Source organism: Pandoraea captiosa, from assembly GCF_902459775.1.
Lineage (GTDB): Bacteria > Pseudomonadota > Gammaproteobacteria > Burkholderiales > Burkholderiaceae > Pandoraea > Pandoraea captiosa.
Genome location: NZ_CABPSQ010000002.1, coordinates 543,231 through 558,659 on the forward strand (window position 1 = coordinate 543,231; position 15,429 = coordinate 558,659).

Annotated in this window: 16 protein-coding genes; 2 read left to right on the plus strand and 14 right to left on the minus strand. The window is 63.6% G+C overall.

Annotation, left to right across the window (positions count from 1 at the left end; translation table 11 throughout):
* Positions 1–16 precede the first annotated feature (16 nt).
* From PCA31118_RS07665 to PCA31118_RS07700, 8 genes are all read right to left on the minus strand, one after another.
* A complete protein-coding gene (locus PCA31118_RS07665) occupies positions 17–964 on the minus strand; it encodes an NAD(P)H-dependent flavin oxidoreductase (RefSeq protein ID WP_150624519.1) in 948 nt (315 codons plus the stop codon).
* 517 nt (positions 965–1,481) lie between these two features.
* Positions 1,482–2,405, minus strand: coding sequence for an MBL fold metallo-hydrolase (locus PCA31118_RS07670; RefSeq protein ID WP_150624521.1), 924 nt, complete (start codon positions 2,403–2,405; stop codon positions 1,482–1,484).
* Between the two features lie 125 nt (positions 2,406–2,530).
* Positions 2,531–2,962, minus strand: coding sequence for a MaoC family dehydratase (locus PCA31118_RS07675; protein ID WP_150624523.1), 432 nt, complete (start codon positions 2,960–2,962; stop codon positions 2,531–2,533).
* A 39-nt stretch (positions 2,963–3,001) separates the two neighbouring features.
* A complete protein-coding gene (locus PCA31118_RS07680) occupies positions 3,002–3,265 on the minus strand; it encodes a DUF1289 domain-containing protein (protein WP_150624525.1) in 264 nt (87 codons plus the stop codon).
* Positions 3,266–3,371: 106 nt separating this feature from the next.
* Positions 3,372–3,890, minus strand: coding sequence for a YbaK/EbsC family protein (locus tag PCA31118_RS07685; RefSeq protein ID WP_150624527.1), 519 nt, complete (start codon positions 3,888–3,890; stop codon positions 3,372–3,374).
* Between the two features lie 139 nt (positions 3,891–4,029).
* A complete protein-coding gene (locus PCA31118_RS07690) occupies positions 4,030–4,962 on the minus strand; it encodes a hydroxymethylglutaryl-CoA lyase (protein ID WP_150624529.1) in 933 nt (310 codons plus the stop codon).
* A 103-nt stretch (positions 4,963–5,065) separates the two neighbouring features.
* Entirely contained in the window at positions 5,066–6,010 is a 945-nt protein-coding gene (locus PCA31118_RS07695) for a 2-hydroxyacid dehydrogenase (RefSeq protein ID WP_150624531.1), read from the minus strand.
* Positions 6,011–6,159: 149 nt separating this feature from the next.
* A complete protein-coding gene (locus PCA31118_RS07700) occupies positions 6,160–6,711 on the minus strand; it encodes a YaeQ family protein (protein ID WP_150624533.1) in 552 nt (183 codons plus the stop codon).
* Between the two features lie 133 nt (positions 6,712–6,844).
* On the opposite strand from PCA31118_RS07700, the gene PCA31118_RS07705 reads away from it, so the two are divergent.
* The gene (locus PCA31118_RS07705; RefSeq protein WP_150624535.1) at positions 6,845–7,681 is read left to right on the plus strand and encodes an alpha/beta fold hydrolase; all 837 of its coding nucleotides are present in this window, start codon (positions 6,845–6,847) and stop codon (positions 7,679–7,681) included.
* Positions 7,682–7,839: 158 nt separating this feature from the next.
* On the opposite strand, the gene PCA31118_RS07710 is transcribed toward PCA31118_RS07705, so the two are convergent.
* The 3 genes from PCA31118_RS07710 to PCA31118_RS07720 form a co-directional block, all read right to left on the minus strand.
* Positions 7,840–8,217 (minus strand): helix-turn-helix domain-containing protein, encoded by a 378-nt coding sequence (locus tag PCA31118_RS07710; protein WP_044453566.1) that lies wholly within the window; start codon positions 8,215–8,217, stop codon positions 7,840–7,842.
* Positions 8,218–9,010: 793 nt separating this feature from the next.
* Positions 9,011–9,925 (minus strand): helix-turn-helix domain-containing protein, encoded by a 915-nt coding sequence (locus PCA31118_RS27335; RefSeq protein WP_246190128.1) that lies wholly within the window; start codon positions 9,923–9,925, stop codon positions 9,011–9,013.
* Between the two features lie 129 nt (positions 9,926–10,054).
* Positions 10,055–10,978: a DMT family transporter gene (locus PCA31118_RS07720; protein ID WP_150624537.1), complete on the minus strand. Its 924-nt coding sequence runs from the start codon at positions 10,976–10,978 to the stop codon at positions 10,055–10,057.
* A 289-nt stretch (positions 10,979–11,267) separates the two neighbouring features.
* Between PCA31118_RS07720 and PCA31118_RS07725 the strand changes: the two genes are divergently transcribed.
* A complete protein-coding gene (locus PCA31118_RS07725; protein WP_150624539.1) occupies positions 11,268–11,492 on the plus strand; it encodes a hypothetical protein in 225 nt (74 codons plus the stop codon).
* A gap of 5 nt (positions 11,493–11,497) precedes the next feature.
* On the opposite strand, the gene PCA31118_RS07730 is transcribed toward PCA31118_RS07725, so the two are convergent.
* The 3 genes from PCA31118_RS07730 to PCA31118_RS07740 form a co-directional block, all read right to left on the minus strand.
* Positions 11,498–11,743, minus strand: a complete 246-nt coding sequence (locus PCA31118_RS07730) for a hypothetical protein (protein WP_150624541.1) — start codon at positions 11,741–11,743, stop codon at positions 11,498–11,500.
* A 1,227-nt stretch (positions 11,744–12,970) separates the two neighbouring features.
* Positions 12,971–14,182 carry a porin gene (locus tag PCA31118_RS07735; protein ID WP_150624542.1) on the minus strand — a complete coding sequence of 404 codons (1,212 nt, stop codon included), beginning with the start codon at positions 14,180–14,182 and terminating at the stop codon, positions 12,971–12,973.
* 227 nt (positions 14,183–14,409) lie between these two features.
* Positions 14,410–15,423: an NAD(P)-dependent oxidoreductase gene (locus PCA31118_RS07740; RefSeq protein ID WP_343043267.1), complete on the minus strand. Its 1,014-nt coding sequence runs from the start codon at positions 15,421–15,423 to the stop codon at positions 14,410–14,412.
* Positions 15,424–15,429 lie beyond the last annotated feature (6 nt).

Consider the following 15,429-nt stretch of genomic DNA (forward strand, 5'->3'; position numbering starts at 1 on the left):
CGTCAGCCGTGGCGCATCAGCCTGCGAGTCGCTTGCGCGTGTCGTCGTACTCCTGTTTGAGCCGCGCGATGATCTCCGCCGCCGGTTGCACATCGTCCATCAGCCCCACGCCCTGGCCCGCGCCCCAGATGTCTTTCCACGCCTTTGCCTTCGAGAAGTTCATGGCGGACTTGTCGGCGGTGGGCAGATTATCCGGATCGAGACCCGCGTTCAAAATGCTCTGACGAATGTAGTTGCCCGATACGCCGGTGAACAGGTTCGTGTAGATGATGTCGTTCGCACTCGCGTCGACGATGGCCTGCTTGTAGGTATCGCTGGCATTGGCTTCGGTCGATGCGATGAACCGCGTGCCGATATAGGCGAGATCGGCGCCCATGGCCTGCGCGGCGAGAATCGAGCCGCCGTTGGCGATCGAGCCGGAGAGGACGATGGGCCCGTCGAAGATCTTGCGTACTTCGCCGACCAGCGCGAACGGGGAGAGCATGCCCGCGTGACCGCCGGCACCGGCGGCAACGAGGATCAGGCCGTCGACACCGGCTTCGAGCGCCTTGTTCGCGTGACGCAGGTTGATCACGTCGTGCAGCACGATGCCGCCATAGCTGTGCACTGCATCGAGCACCTCCTTGGGCGGCGCTCTGAGGCTCGTGATGAAGATCGGCACGCGATGCTCGACGCACACACGCACGTCGTGTTCGAGTCGCTGATTCGACTGATGCACGATCTGATTCACGGCGAGCGGGCCGACGACGGCGTCCGGGTTCGCTGCCTTGTGCGACGCGAGTTCCTCGTTGATGTGCGAGAGCCAATCCTCGAGAATTTGCGGCTCACGCGCGTTGAGCGCGGGGAACGAGCCGACGATGCCGGCCTTGCACTGCGCGAGCACCAGCTCCGGGTAGCTCACGATGAACATGGGCGACGCCACCACGGGCAGCGCCAGGTTTTGCAGAATCTTGGGAAGGGCCATGAAGTCTCCTGAGTCTCCTGAGGCAGGGCGTTCGGTCGACGGCACTTGCGACATTGGCGTGCGAGCGCGTGCCGTGGCGGAAGGGATTCGGTGGTCTCGATATTCGCGAACGGTCGTTCGATTATAGGGGGATTCGGACGTTGCCCGACGTGCGGTCACTCGAAGAAAGCTTCAGTTCCCACCGGCCAGTCCCGTCCCTCTCTCGTCCCTGTCTCGTCCATATTTCGTCCCTATCAGGGAAAGTCCTCTTGGGCGCCGCGAACGGGCTGACTACGATGGAATCGCGTGCCAGGGGACACAGCATCACCGTGTCGCAGGACGAGCGCCGCGTTAGCGACCGCAGCGTTCGTCCGGCACGTCACGTCCTCAAACGCCGCTTGCCGTGACTGGCCAGCGGCGTTATTTTTTTGCCCCGCGCATCGCCGGTGTGCGGGGTGCCTCGACAGCGCCGCGTCATTCCTTATCCGTCATCCGTTATTCACCATCGCCGTCCATCATCTGCCGCAGCCCCCTTCGTTCACACCGAGTGCAGCGCGCCCGTCTCGCTGTCGTAGCGAATCGCGCCGGCTTTCGCCAGTTCCGCGACGAGCTGGTCGAGGAGCGCAGGCCACTCCGATGGCGGCGCGAGCATCGCGGCCGCATTGCGCCACGCGCGCGCGGTGTCGAGCGTGGCCTTGAGCGAGGCGCCGGTCATCGTGACTTCGGCCATGAGGCGGAAAACGATCAGTACCTTGAGTGCGTTGCGCGCATTGCGCGCAGGGTCGCTTTGCAGATAGTCGAGCCGCGAGCGTGCAGCGCCGAGCGCGGCGTCGATGTCGTTGAACGGCTTGCCGTGGCCGGGAATGACCAGTGAGACGTCGATCTGCTCGATCAGGTCGAGCACGGCGGCCTGCTCGGCGAAGCCCGACTCGCCGTCGAGTTCCGGGAAGATCACGCCGAAGCCGCGCTCCCACAGGGCGTCGCCGGAGATCAGGATGCCTTCGGCGGCGTTGTAAAGCATGAGCGCATGCGGATCGTGTCCGGGCGCGCCCAGCACGAGCCATTCGTGATCGCCGAGGGGCACGGTGTCGCCGGGCGAGAGCGTGTCGTCGAACGTGAAGCGCGCACACTGCTGGCCGGTGGCGTCGAACGACAGTCGCTTCTCGTCCCAGTGACGCACGGAGTCGGCCTCGGCCGCCGGCACCCATGTCCGGCAGCCGTATCGGGCCTGCAAGGCAGCATTGCCGCCGCAATGGTCCGAGTGCAGATGTGTGTTGATCAGGCGTGCGAGCGCACGGCCTTCGGGCAACGCATGCGCGACGAGCGCAAGCGTCTGTTCCGAATGGCTGACGTAGCCGCTATCGATGAGCGTCGGCGTATCGCCGAGGAACAGCACGTTGTTCGATGAGAGCCAGCCGCGCTCGAACACGCGCAACCCGGCAGGCAGGGCAAGCGAGGTCATTGGGCGTATCTCATTTCAGGTCAGGTCTGCGGTCGCAAAGTTGGCAAGGGGGAAACGATCGCGGGTTCGCGGTATCGGGCGTTGTCGCGAGGCATCAGGCGGCAACGCGCGTCACCACGCGCGGATCACGACGGTTTGGGGCACACGAGAATCTTGGCGGTGGCCGCGATCACCGTCTCGCCGCGCTGGTTGAAGGCCTCGCCCTCGAGCGACACGATGTCGCCCGCGAGCTTTTCCTTCCACAGGCTTTCGGTGACGGTCCAGCGCACCGTGATGTCGTCGCCCGCGTGCACGGCACGGCGCAGCTTCATGTCGAATTCGAGTCCGAGCGGTTGCGCCGTCTTGGCGTAGTGCGTGGCAAGCAGTGCGGCGAGGTAGGACATTTGCTGCGTGCCCGACGCGATCAGCCCACCGAAACGCGGATCGGCAGCGGCGTATTCGGCGTCGAGATGCAGCGGATTGAAGTCGTGCGCGAGGGTGGAGAATTCGCGAATCGAATCCGGCGAGAAATGATGGGTGGCGGAGAACGTCTCGCCGACGGCAACGATTTTTCCCATATGCGATGACAGAGAGTTGGGGGCGGTGTGGGCGCGATCTCAGGTGTCGTCCTCACCGGATGGACTTCGACTTCGCGCGACCACGCGGCGATGCATCACGGGCGGGGCTTCGTGTTCGGCGCGTCGTGCAGGCAGCAGCGACCAGACGAGGCGCTTGGCGTCGTCCTCCATCGTCGACCACGACGCGATCTCGTCGAGCGTGCGCCAGCAACCCGAGCACCAGCCCGTTGCCGGGTTCATGCGGCAGATGTTGGTGCAGGGCGACGGCACCGGCGACTCAGGTAACGACTCGGGCGGGATCATGAGCGCTGGTCAGACCCGGCACAGGTTCGGGGATCGGCATGGCAGATTTCCATTGATGGGCTTGTCCGTTCGCCGGGGCGGCAATCGTGGCGACGATGCCGGGCGCCTAGCTGCGAAGCGCGACGTCGACGACCGGTGCGCCCGTCATGGCGACCAACTGCTGTGGCGTGAGGTTGAACACGGCGTGCGGATGCCCGGCAGCTGCCCACAAGCTGGCGAGTTTGAGCAGGTCTTCGTCGATTAGCGTCACCGGTGAGACCACGTGACCGATCGGGCTCACGCCGCCAATCGAATATCCGGTCTTTTCCTTGACGAAGCGCGCGTCGGCGCGTGCGAGTTCACCGACCTGCGCGGCGACCTTCTTCTCGTCCACACGGTTGACGCCGCTGGCAATGACCAACACCGGCGTGTCGTCCGCCGCACGACGGAAGATGATCGATTTGGCGATCTGGGCGACTTCGCAACCGAGCCCGGCGGCGGCTTCGGCCGACGTCTTGCCGGTCGCGGGCAGCAGCACGATAGGCTGGTCGTGGCCCATGCCGGCGAGCAGTCGCGCGACATGCCGCGCGCCCTCGGGAAGGTCTTGCTCGTTGGCGGATTCAGGGATCTGGGGCGTTTCGCTCATGATGGGTCCGTCGAGTTTGTGGCAATGCGTCGTGCGACGAGGATTCGCGCGACGCGAGTGTCCTTGAGGTTCGCGGCGTCAGAGGCGCGTAGCGTGCGGCGCGTCTCTTGCATCCGCCGCCCGGGGAGCTTCGCGCCCGTCAGGCGCTGGTTGCAGCGTCCTTCATCTTGGCAAGCATCGCGCGGCCCACGCGCGACGCATTCGGGCGACCAATAGCCTGCGAGATGAAGTCCCCGGTGTGAACCACCGCCTCGAGATCGATGCCGGTCTCGATGCCCAGTCCTTGAAGCAGATACAGCACGTCTTCCGTCGCCACGTTGCCGGTGGCACCTTTGGCGTACGGGCAGCCGCCGAGCCCGGCGACAGACGAGTGGAAAATCGAAATGCCCGAGAGCAGCGCGGCGTAAATGTTGGCCGTCGCCTGACCATAGGTGTCGTGAAAATGGCCCGAGAGACGTTCGATGGGGAACGCCCTGGCGCAGGCTTCCATGACTTCGCGCGTGCGCGAGGGCGTGCCGACGCCGATGGTGTCGGCGATATCGATTTCGTCGCACCCGAGCGCGGCGAGACGTTTCACGACGTCGACCACGTTTGCAACGGGCACTTCGCCCTGGTAAGGGCATCCGAGTGCACACGAAATGCTGCCGCGCAGTCGCAGACCGGCGTCTTTCGCGGCGCGCGCGACCGGTTCGAAGCGCGTGATGCTCTCTTCGATGGAGCAGTTGATATTGCGCTGCGAGAAGGCTTCGCTCGCTGCGGCGAAGATGACCACTTCGTCCGCTTTCGCCGCAACGGCGCCTTCGAAGCCGCGCATATTGGGCGTGAGCACCGAGTAGATCGTGCCCGGATGGCGCGTGATACCGGCCATGACTTCGGCGCCGTCAGCCATCTGCGGCACCCACTTCGGCGATACGAAGGACGTCGCTTCGATATTGGCGAAGCCGGCGGCCGAGAGCCGGTCGACCAGCGCGATCTTGATGTCGGTGGGCACGGGCTGCTTTTCGTTTTGCAGACCGTCGCGCGGCCCGACTTCGACCACCTTCACACGTTGCGGCAGATGAGATGCGGACATGGGAATCGGTCTCCTCGAATTCGTCTGATGTGTCTGTTGGGTTTGTCCGGGATGGGCAGTCGGGACGGCGGGCGGCGGCTCAGTAGCCGCCTCAGTAGTCACCTCAGTAGCCGCGCGCGAGATCGACGATGCCGGTGATGGCTTCGCCACGCGCCAGGGCCGCGATCTTGCCTGCGATCTGGGCGACCGTCTCGTCGCGCAGCGTCAGCGCCGAGATATGCGGCGTGACGGTGACGCGCGGCGCGTGCCAGAACGGGTGATCGGCCGGCAGCGGTTCGGTGCGGAACACGTCGAGCGTGGCGCCCGCGATCTGACCGCTTTCGAGCGCGACCAGCAGGTCTGCTTCGACCAGATGCGCGCCGCGGGCAACGTTGATCAGGAATGCCCCCTGGGCCAGTTTGGCGAACAGGTTCGCATTGAGCACGTCCACCGTTTGGGGCGTGAGCGGCAGCAGGTTGACGAGAATGCGTGCGCCGCCGACACAGGCGTCGAAACCCGCGTCGCCGTGATACAGCGCGACGCCGCTGTCGTCCTGACGCTCGCTGCGGCTCCACGCGCGCACCGGAAAGCCGAACGTCTTCAGGGCTTTGGCGACGTGCGCACCGAGCGTGCCGTAACCCAGCACGGCAATCGGAAAGTCCGACAGACGGTTGGGTTTCTGGAATTTCCACTGCGCTTGTGCCTGCTGGGCGTCGAAATCGTCGAGCCGACGGAAGTAACGCAGCGCGGCGGCGCTGACGTACTGCGCCATCTGGTCGGCCATGCCGGCGTCTTCCAGACGCACAAGCGGCACGCCGGCGGGCAGGCGATGCGCCCCTTCGCCGCGGGTGCCCAGCACGCCGTCCACCCCCGCGCCGAGGTTGAAGATCGCCTTCAGACGCTCACGGGGTTGCAGCACTTCGGCGTTCGGTTTCCAAAGCACCAGATAGTCGGCCGGCGCGGTGTCGCCCGGCTGCCAGCCGCGAATGTTGGCCTGCGGCAAATGCTCGGCGAGACCGGTCTCGTAAGCGGCAGTCTTGCCGTCCGGGGAATAGATGAGGATGTCCATGAATTGCGCGTGCCGTCGGCGCGGTCGCGTTCACTCGATTTACGTTAACGTCAAGTGTAACGCAGCTTGCCGGGCGTCGCGTATTGGGGCGAGGCCCGAGCCGAGACGAAATCCTTGCCCCCACCGCCCCGCATTCCCATCTCGCCGGATCAGTCGCGCGCGGCGTCGCGCAGCGTGTCGAGCTTGACCGCGAAGTTATGGTTGTCGTCCGCCACCCAGACCTCGCCGTCCTGAAGGGTGCATTGCAGACGCATTGTGCGCGACGCGAGCGCGGTGAGCGCCTCGGCCGATTCGTCGTCCAGCATTCGCACGGTGAGGTTCGACAAGCGGTTTACCTCCTTGAGCGTCGTCTGCCACCAGATGGCGGCCGGCTTGCCGCCGTATGCGATGACATCGACATGCTGCGCGCGGCCGGCCGCTTTGACGAGACGGCGGGCGTCCGGTTGGCCGACATCGATCCAGCGCACGATGTCACCGCCGAAGTCATGCTCCCAGAGGTCCGGCTCGTCGGCGGTCGAGATGCCCTTGCCGAACGAGAGGCGCTCACCGGCGTACAGCATGAACGCCAGCACACGCACCATCATGCGTTCGTCGGTTTCCGAGGGATGGCGGGCGATCGTGAGATTGTGGGTCGCGTAGTAGTGGCGATCGAGGTCGGTGATTTGCACCTCGGCCTTGTAAATGGTGGCTTTGAGTGCCATACCGGGGAATCGCGGGCAACCGCAGGAATGAAGAAAGTCGCAAGGATACACCAGCGTGCGCAGGGACCCGTGTCGCTGCGAGCGGCCGGCAAGCTCGGTATACTGGCGCCTTCGTCTCACCAGAAGCATCCCCATGCCGGTTCCTGCACCGCAAACGATCGACGTCAACGGCTACCCGATGGCGTACGTCGAAACCCCCGCACCTGCCGACGCTGTCGGCGCCCCGCTAGTGCTGGTTCACGGCTCGCTCTGCGACTACCGCTATTTCAAGCCGAACATGGCCCCGCTCGGACAACGGCGGCGCGTAATCTCGGTCAGTCTGCGGCACTATTTCCCCGAAGCCTGGAACGGTCACGACGGCGTGTTCTCCGGCGAGCAGCACGCCGAGGATCTCGCGGCGTTCATTACGGCACTGGGCGTCGGCCCTGTCCACGTGCTCGGCCATTCGCGCGGCGGCTACGTCGCTCTGCGCACCGCGCTGCTCGCGCCCGATACCGTACGCTCGCTCATTCTGGCCGACCCCGGCGTGGAAATCAGTGGCGGGCCGGTACAGATTTCGCTCGACGGCGAGCGTGGCAACTTCCGGCAGAAGGCACTGAACGCCATCGAGGCAGGCGATGTCGATGGCGGCCTGGCGATTTTCATCGACGCGGTCAGCGGTCCGGACACATGGCGGCGCATGGTGCCGTGGTTCAAGCAAATGGTGCGCGACAACGCCCGTACGCTGATCGGACAGGTCGCCGAGCCACGCACGCCACTGCCCATCGACGCGTTGGGTGCGCTGCATGCCCCGGTGTTGCTCATGGGCGGTGCGCAAAGCCCCGCCCCCTATCCGGACGTACTCAATGCCCTCGCGTACGCCATGCCGGACGCGCGTCGCATGCTGATTCAGGACGCATCGCACGGCATGAACCTCGCCAATCCGATCGCGTTTCACCGCGCGGTGGATGCCTTCCTCGGAAACGACTGACGTCCCACACGTTTCGCGCGCCGCATGCATCACATGCGTCACGTGCGTCACATGTGACCCGTGCGCCCCATGCGTCCCATGCGTCGGACGCGTCGGACGCGCCGGACGGTCCTGCCGAACCGGGCATGAGCGTGCCGCGCGGGACACTTGCCTCGCCGTCATTCGTCGCGTAACACGCCGTGACCCAGACGCAAGCTCAGCGTACGCACGAGATCGGCCATCCACGCCTGATCCCGATCCGACAGTTTTTGCATTGCGCGATTGAGTGACGGATACGGATCGCAAGGTGCCGCGACACCGGTATCGGCCGCCATGCTGCCAGACGAATCGAACGCGAGCAGTTCGTGCGGCGGTAGCCCCAACGTGTCGGCCAGAATGCAGATGTTGCGCAGCGAGATATTGCGTTTGCCACGCTCGACACCACTCAGATAGGAACGCGCAAGACCACTCTCCAGGGCGAGCTTGTCCTGCGCCCAGTTGTATTTCTTGCGCAAACCGGCGAGGTGTCTGCCGAATCGGAATAAATTGGTGTCCATAAAAAAGTTTCCTTGTTAGGGACGAGAAGATTGGAACAAAAATCCGGCATCGGGGGCGGTGCCTCGGGTGTCCCTCGTTTGTGAGGCACGAACTGTCGGGGGCGCCTCGCAGATTTTTCGCGGACTTTCGGAGAAGGCACAACGAGCGCGGTCATCCCGACGTCACTGGTGACGCTATTTCGCGTACGGGACGCGCATAGGGCACGTGTTGAATTCACGCGCTGCGATGCGTCCGGCGTGCTCGCTTCCCTTTGCCGCACTGGCGCCAACCAGAGCCGCGCAGTGTGACACTGGTCTGACCGGACGGAATAGAGCGGGGATTCTGAAAGGTTCCGCGTTGGGATGTCACTCGATGTTGACGAGCAGAGCGTGATGTTGTGTCGAGCGGTAGGGAATTGGCGTAGGCGTCGAACCGCTGGCATTCCTGTCGTTATTGACGTTGTGAGCGTCCGCCCGACGTCGAGGTGGATTCATCGCGCAAACGCGCGACGGGCGTAAGGGGGATTATTTTTAAGAGGTTAAACAGTGACTTCAACGAGACGAATCATGGTGCGAGGCCCCCGGCAGAACCGGGGGACTTTGCGCGATGTCCTAAGCAGGCCCGTTGCCGATGTCGGCTGAAATCAGCGGCCATTGGCAGTCGATGAGTGGCCGATTAGAGCGTCATTAGCGGCCCATTGGCTGTCGATTAGCGGCGATATGCCGCGATGTTCGGCGATATGCAGCGGTATGCAGCGGTATGCAGCGGTATGCAGAGGTATGGGGCCATATGGAGCGGTATGGGCTCTCCGACTTAGTCGTCGCCGTCGATCAGGGGTCTCGACGGTTCGCGGGCCGCACCGCCCGAGGGTCCAGACTCGCGATCCGGCTCGCCGATCGGGCGCACCATCGGCGATGCGCCGGTGGACGCGTTGCGCGCCGCTGCGTCGGCATCGGCATCTCCGGAACGCGATGCGGCGAGTCGGTGACCTGCCGCATAGGCGGGCTCGACGCCGGTGTCAACCGGAAGACGAGGCGGGGTTTCGCCGAAGCGGGCGTGGTGCTCACGCGTCCGGGCGGCATTGTCGGCACCGTCTGCGGCATCCGCACGCAGCGCGATGAATTCACCACTTGAGCCCTCGCCGTCGCCGGCCACGCTCGCTGCCTTCCCCTCGTGGTCTTCGATGCCGTCGAGGCCTTCGTCATTTGCTTCGTCTCTTCCCCCGTCTCTTCCCTCGTCTCTTCCCTCATCTCGCCGCTCGTGTTGCCCCTCACCTTGAATCTGATCGACGACGACATCGCCGTCGAGCGCATCGGCGCGGGTTTGGGCATAGGCGGCGGTTGCGGCCGGTGGCGCGGCATGACTCAAACGGGAACTGAGACTGCGGATGATCTCGGCGAGCCAGACCTGATCGCGGTTTTCGAGCTTGCACAGCGAGCGACTGATTTGCGGCAGCGGCGTGCGCTCGCCGGGCGTTGCAGCATCGGCGCCGTCGGCGGCGCTCGACGCGTTCTGCGCAAAGCGCAGCATCTCGGACGTTGGAACACCCAACGTATCGGCCAGCACACAGATGTTGACGAGAGCGACGTTGCGTCGACCGCGCTCGATGCCGCTGACATATGAGCGAGCCAGACCGCTCTCGAGCGCAAGTTTCTCCTGCGACCAGCCGCGTGCTTTGCGCAAGCGGGCGAGGTGGTCTCCGAACAGCGCGAGTGGATTCGTTTGCATGGCGAGACTCCGTTGACGAGTCACACAGCGTAATCAATCCCCCCGCGCCCTGCGACGTTATATCGCTCTCCTTCCCATGCGTTACAGGCGGGCCTCTATAAAGAGTCGTCGACCTTTATAGCGCAAAATTTATCGGACGCTTCCCAATTCATCCGCAGTAGGCGACATCGTTTCACGCGCTTTGCGAATCGGCAGATGCCAGTTTTCGCCGAGCGCCACGCCGGCAAGGATCAACGCGCCACCCACGAGGTGATAGAGCGCCAGATGTTCACCCAGGCCGAAGGCGGCGATCAGCGCCGTGAAGATCGGTACCAGATTGATGACGACGGTTGCGCGTCGCGGGCCGATGCGTGCGACCCCAACCATCCAGATGAACGGCGCAATCACCGACACCGGAATGGCGGCAAAGGCGAGCTCGGGCAGGTTGTCCAGCGAGACTCCGGCCTTTTGCGAGAACAGATAGAACGGCAGCAGCGCAATGACCGCGAACACGACCTGTGCGTAGAGCGATGGCAGCGGCGCAAGCGGCAAGCGCCACTTGCGCAGCAGCACGCAGTAGATGGCGTAGGCGAGCATCGCGACGACCATCATCGCGTCACCCACGCCGATACCCTGATCTGCCAGATGCAATAGCGAACCGTGGCCCACCACGAGCAACACGCCACCGATGGACAGCAGGCCACCGACGAGTGCCCCGGCGGTCAGGGCGTCGCCCAGGAGCATCACGGCCAGACCGAGCGTGGTGAGCGGCAGCAGCGCCAGAATGATGCCCATGTTCGTCGCGCTGGTGTAGTGCGCCGCCGAGTACGCGATGCCCTGATACAGCGCCATGCCGAGCACGCCAAGCGTGGCGTACTGCGCCATATGCGGCGCAAATGTCTGGCGCGCGCGCCACAGTCGCGGCAACGCCAGCGGCGTGAGGATCAGCCCTGCCGCGAACCAGCGCAGGAAGGCGATCTCCGCAGGAAAGATGTGACCGACAGCAAGCTTGTTGACGATCACGTTGGCCGACCAGATGAGCACAGCGGTCAGCGGCAGAATGAAATTAGCCATGATGGGGAGGAGTGTGCCGGTCGGACCCGCAATCGGCGCGGATGCAAAGAGGCAAAGAGGCAAAGAGGCAAAGGGACAAAGAGGGGAAGAGGCGAACCAGAGCAAACGCTGGAGCCAATTGTCAGCCCGAACGGCCCTATCGCATAACGAATTTCAGACAAAAGATGAGGGATTTCGGACGCGACGACGGCATGATGCAGCCGGGCTCGAAGCGCGTTGAAACGCGTCGAAACGCGTCGAAAGGCTTTGGGCAGGCGTTTGAAGTGCGCTGGTCCGACCCGTTGTACCGATGCTCGCTGCTGCGTCGGCGGCTGCGGGAGATCGGCGCAGTCGGGCGTTACGGTGGGAGGCGTTCGGTGCGGTGCTCGTGAACACCGGCGAAGTGGCGGGACGCGATCTGATGCATCGTCTGCTGGCCGATCTGCGCGCTCGCGTGGCACCGATTGACGGATTCGGGACGTCGATGGGGCGGGCGGCCCGCCATTGGCCGACAACCCCCCGTTACGCTGACTAAGCGAATCAGCGCACGCAAAGACGTGTGAGCGCACCGCGCAGCGCGGCAGGCAGAGCGGCGGCGAAGCTGAAGGGACGCGCGAGCGTCGCCAGTCCCTCGCCGTTGAGCACGCGGGCACCTTCCAGATGCGTGGCCAATACGCAGAAATCTTCACGGCGCATACCCACGCGCCGGCAAGCGTGATCGAGTTGCTTGAGGTCACTCGGATGCAGCGAGATGGTGAGGGTAACGCGCTCTGGGTCGGTATTCATGTCTTTCGGTTTTCTCTTTTTCAAAACTTCGGGCATGACGCGCAGGCAGGCGCATGCCAAAACGCCCACGTGGAAACGAGGGCGAGCCGGATCCGACTACGCTGGATCGGCCGATAGGGCGAACATCGCGGATACGACGAAGGAACGACATCGCAGTGTTTGAACGGCGAAATCGATTCCGACGAAGCACGCAACGTGTGATCGTGGCGTCGGGTTGTCTTTTGCAACGCGTGGGCAATACGAGGCTGTGGGCGCGCAATCCGCCGCCTGAATCCAGCATTGGCGGCGGTACGGCACTAACGCGTGAGAGCGATGCCTCGTAAAAACGGGGAGGGATGACTCTCCATCCGGCCACGACAATGGCGCCGGAATACAGCATGAGTACTGCTAACTACGACTGCGGGTATTGCTAAAGATCACTACAACGATCGTCACCAGATATCGATGACGGGTGCTGCAAGCTATTGCGGGTACTGCGGTGATGCGAGACCTTCCAACTTCAGGACTGCGGGTGATGCGTGTACAGCGATGCAGACATCGATATTCCGAGACTGCGACTTGCTGAACTGCCACTGCGGATAAAACAAAACTACGGAACTACACCAACCATCAACTTCCGAACTGCTACTGCTACTGCTACTGCTACTGCTACTGCATCCGATACGCGCTTGCGGACATCGCCGGGTTATGCGGCGTCCTTGAACTGGATGCGGGGGCACGGCGTCACGCGGTGACGTCGGCGGTACCGCAGCACGCGTTCAACGTGGGCCGCAGCGGCTGTGCGCATCGACTGTCGATGCAACTGCCTCACGCGTGCTGCCGACACGCAAACCGCAAATGTCGCGATCAACAACCAACTCGTGAACACCACTACGTTTCTCCCTTTGATGTTTGCAGCGCCAGGACAAACCGGTGCGCATCGAATTCATAGGGAAATCAAAAAGCGTGGTAACCGCCGGTTGCAACTGCATGTCACTTCAATGGAGTGCATTCTAAATAGATTCCCGAATAGGGTAAACCCTTAAAATCGTAAAGAGTGTATTTTTTTAGACGAACAATGCCAAAACTCCAAACGATCGTTTGAATAAATGCGTTATTGAAGCGCCATTTAGACCTTACCGCGGCGTTCCGAAAACGTTATGGAGAGGTCGTTGATTTCACAGGGAAATTCGGCCCGAACCCGCATGGTTAAACGCGTTCGGGCCGAGTGGGGTCACGACTTCGCCATCAGAAGCTGTGCTTTAACCCCATACCCACCAGCAATTGCGTTCGCGCACCCGCATCGATGCCGTACGATCCGACGGAAGCCGTCGCTTCCACTGCGCGTCCCTGATTCAGCGTTTTGCCAACGGCTTGCTGATAACCACCGATCACGTAAGTGGACGTACGCTTGGACAGCGCATAAGTGACGCCAGCATTGAACTGGTTGTAATGCGCGCCGATCGAGCCGTCCGCGCGCATGCGGGTGTAGCTGTAACCCACGCCGGTATTGATCGCCGGTGTGAGCGCGTAGGTCGCAAAGGCATTGATGGTGTCGAACTTTGCGGTACCGGAGAAGTTCGACAGGCCATCGCTCGCGTACTGGGCGTTCGAGAACGACACACCCAGAATGGCAGGACCGATCGCGTACTTGCCACCCACGCGGGCGATGCGCACTTTGCTCGCCGTGCGGAATCCGGCGTTGATCGGCGAGTTGAACAGCGAACCGGCGCTACTGGTCCATTCGCGGTAAGGCCAGTCGCTGTTCTCGCCGAAGCGTCCGCGGTTGCTGCCACCATCGGCGAAGAAGTAGCCTGCCGCGAGAGCAACCGGCCCATTGCTGTAGGCACCCGCGAGGCCATACGCGCGGCCCGCGCCTTCCTTCCCCGCGACGTTGCCCGTCGCATACATCCCCTCGAATTGCAGACCGCCGAAGTTCGGCGTTGCGTAACGAATCGAGTTGTTGATGCGTGCGCCGTTGTCGTAGTTGTCGACATCGCCCGGCGTGGCGAAGAAGCCGCCGAAGTAACCGTCGGCGGTCAGGCCCTGCACGAGATTGACGACCGGATCGTACTGGCGGCCGATCGTCACCTCACCCCATTCGGGGCTCCTGAGACCGACGATGGCCTTCCGGCCGAACGCGAGTCCGCCGTTGCCCATGCTGCCGTTGACGGCGTTGAAACCGCTTTCGATCTGGAAGAGGGCGGACAGGCCGCGACCGAGCGATTCGGTGCCGCGCAGGCCCCAGCGGCTACCGCCGATGATGTTGCTCGTGATGCCGGAAAACGACTCGGGGCCATTGGATTGCGCCGTGTGATTCGCATGCACGAAGCCGGGGTCGATGGTGCCGTAGAGGGTGACGTTGCTGGCGCTGACGCTCGCGGGCAGGGCAAACAACGAGAGCGTTGCGGCGAGCGCGAGGGCGCGCACGCCGGTGGTCGAGTGTGGACGTTGGGTCATGGTGTCGGGCGCTCTTGGCGCGCAGGGTTGAAATCGACACCGAGAATATTTCTGAACCCCTATTCGGATTCCTTATGAAAATTCCGAAACCACGCAAAGCCCCATGGCAGCGACCATCGTTCTGTGTTGCTGCCAAATTTTCTAGGAACCCTCCTTAGGAAACTCGCCTGGACTCCGCGATAAGCGGCCTTGCGAAACGATCCACTACGTGCGCGGCGCGCAAGCCCTTACGTCTCGTCCTTCGCCAGACCTGCGCGACGCACCGCCACCCGCGACAGCGCGGCCCAGTCGAGCTGCCCTTCACCATGGGCGAGGCTGTCGAGATGATTGTCGCGCAGCACGCTCGCGAAGGGCATCGGCACGTTGGCGGCTTCCCCGGCGAGCAGGGCGAGACGCACGTCCTTTGCGCCGAGCGAAAGCTTGAAGCCCGCCGGTTCGAACACCTGCTTCGAAATCGACGCACCGTATCCGGTGTACGCCGGCGTGTTGAACATCGTGGTGGTGATCATGTCGAGGAAATCGCTGCCCGCCACCCCGTGTCCCTGTGCGAGCGCGGCCGCTTCGCTCATCGACTCGATAGCGCTGGCGATCATGAAGTTGGCGGCGAGCTTCACTACGTTGGCGCTCTCGGGGGCGTCGCCAAAACGCCATGTGCGCTGACCGAGTACGTCGAACAGCGGCGCGATCGCATCGAGCGTGGTCGACTGACCGGCGGCCAGAATGTTGAGCCTGCCGGCTTGAGCCACATTCACGCGGCCGAGCACGGGGGCTGCCACATAACGCAGGTCGAGCGCCTCGCACTGCGCGCGCATTTCACGGGCGAACGCGAGCGAGACGGTCGCCATGTTCACGACGATGGCGCCCGGCGTGAGCGCGGCGAGCGCGCCCCCGTCGACGAGGACGGCGCGCGATGCGTCATCGTCGGCGAGCATGGCGATGAGGACGTCGACACCGAGGGCCGCCTGTGCGGGGCTGGATGCGGCGAAAGCGCCGTGCGCCGCGAGCGCGTCGACCGGCTCGGTCGAGCGGTTCCACACACGCAGCGCGAAGCCTGCGTCGAGCAGATTGCGTGCCATGGGGGCACCCATCGTGCCGAGACCGAGAAATCCGATATTCATACCTTCTCCTGGTGCATGAGGTGGGGTTGCTGCGCGTGCGACGCGTGCGGTGCCGCGCCCATGCGTCCGTCGACATACCCGGCGGGCGGGGGGGCGGACCGGTACCTCCAGAAAGCATGACACCGGACA

What these genes read in the sequence shown, in the direction of transcription:
- PCA31118_RS07725 (WP_150624539.1), top strand. Translation starts at nt 11,268, where the DNA reads ATGCTCGCTGCTGCGTCGGCGGCTGCGGGAGATCGGCGCAGTCGGGCG.
- PCA31118_RS07700 (WP_150624533.1), bottom strand. Translation starts at nt 6,711, where the DNA reads ATGGCACTCAAAGCCACCATTTACAAGGCCGAGGTGCAAATCACCGAC.
- PCA31118_RS07685 (WP_150624527.1), bottom strand. Translation starts at nt 3,890, where the DNA reads ATGAGCGAAACGCCCCAGATCCCTGAATCCGCCAACGAGCAAGACCTT.
- PCA31118_RS07675 (WP_150624523.1), bottom strand. Translation starts at nt 2,962, where the DNA reads ATGGGAAAAATCGTTGCCGTCGGCGAGACGTTCTCCGCCACCCATCAT.
- PCA31118_RS07730 (WP_150624541.1), bottom strand. Translation starts at nt 11,743, where the DNA reads ATGAATACCGACCCAGAGCGCGTTACCCTCACCATCTCGCTGCATCCG.
- PCA31118_RS07735 (WP_150624542.1), bottom strand. Translation starts at nt 14,182, where the DNA reads ATGACCCAACGTCCACACTCGACCACCGGCGTGCGCGCCCTCGCGCTC.
- PCA31118_RS07710 (WP_044453566.1), bottom strand. Translation starts at nt 8,217, where the DNA reads ATGGACACCAATTTATTCCGATTCGGCAGACACCTCGCCGGTTTGCGC.
- PCA31118_RS07670 (WP_150624521.1), bottom strand. Translation starts at nt 2,405, where the DNA reads ATGACCTCGCTTGCCCTGCCTGCCGGGTTGCGCGTGTTCGAGCGCGGC.
- PCA31118_RS07665 (WP_150624519.1), bottom strand. Translation starts at nt 964, where the DNA reads ATGGCCCTTCCCAAGATTCTGCAAAACCTGGCGCTGCCCGTGGTGGCG.
- PCA31118_RS07695 (WP_150624531.1), bottom strand. Translation starts at nt 6,010, where the DNA reads ATGGACATCCTCATCTATTCCCCGGACGGCAAGACTGCCGCTTACGAG.
- PCA31118_RS27335 (WP_246190128.1), bottom strand. Translation starts at nt 9,925, where the DNA reads ATGCAAACGAATCCACTCGCGCTGTTCGGAGACCACCTCGCCCGCTTG.
- PCA31118_RS07690 (WP_150624529.1), bottom strand. Translation starts at nt 4,962, where the DNA reads ATGTCCGCATCTCATCTGCCGCAACGTGTGAAGGTGGTCGAAGTCGGG.
- PCA31118_RS07705 (WP_150624535.1), top strand. Translation starts at nt 6,845, where the DNA reads ATGCCGGTTCCTGCACCGCAAACGATCGACGTCAACGGCTACCCGATG.
- PCA31118_RS07680 (WP_150624525.1), bottom strand. Translation starts at nt 3,265, where the DNA reads ATGATCCCGCCCGAGTCGTTACCTGAGTCGCCGGTGCCGTCGCCCTGC.
- PCA31118_RS07720 (WP_150624537.1), bottom strand. Translation starts at nt 10,978, where the DNA reads ATGGCTAATTTCATTCTGCCGCTGACCGCTGTGCTCATCTGGTCGGCC.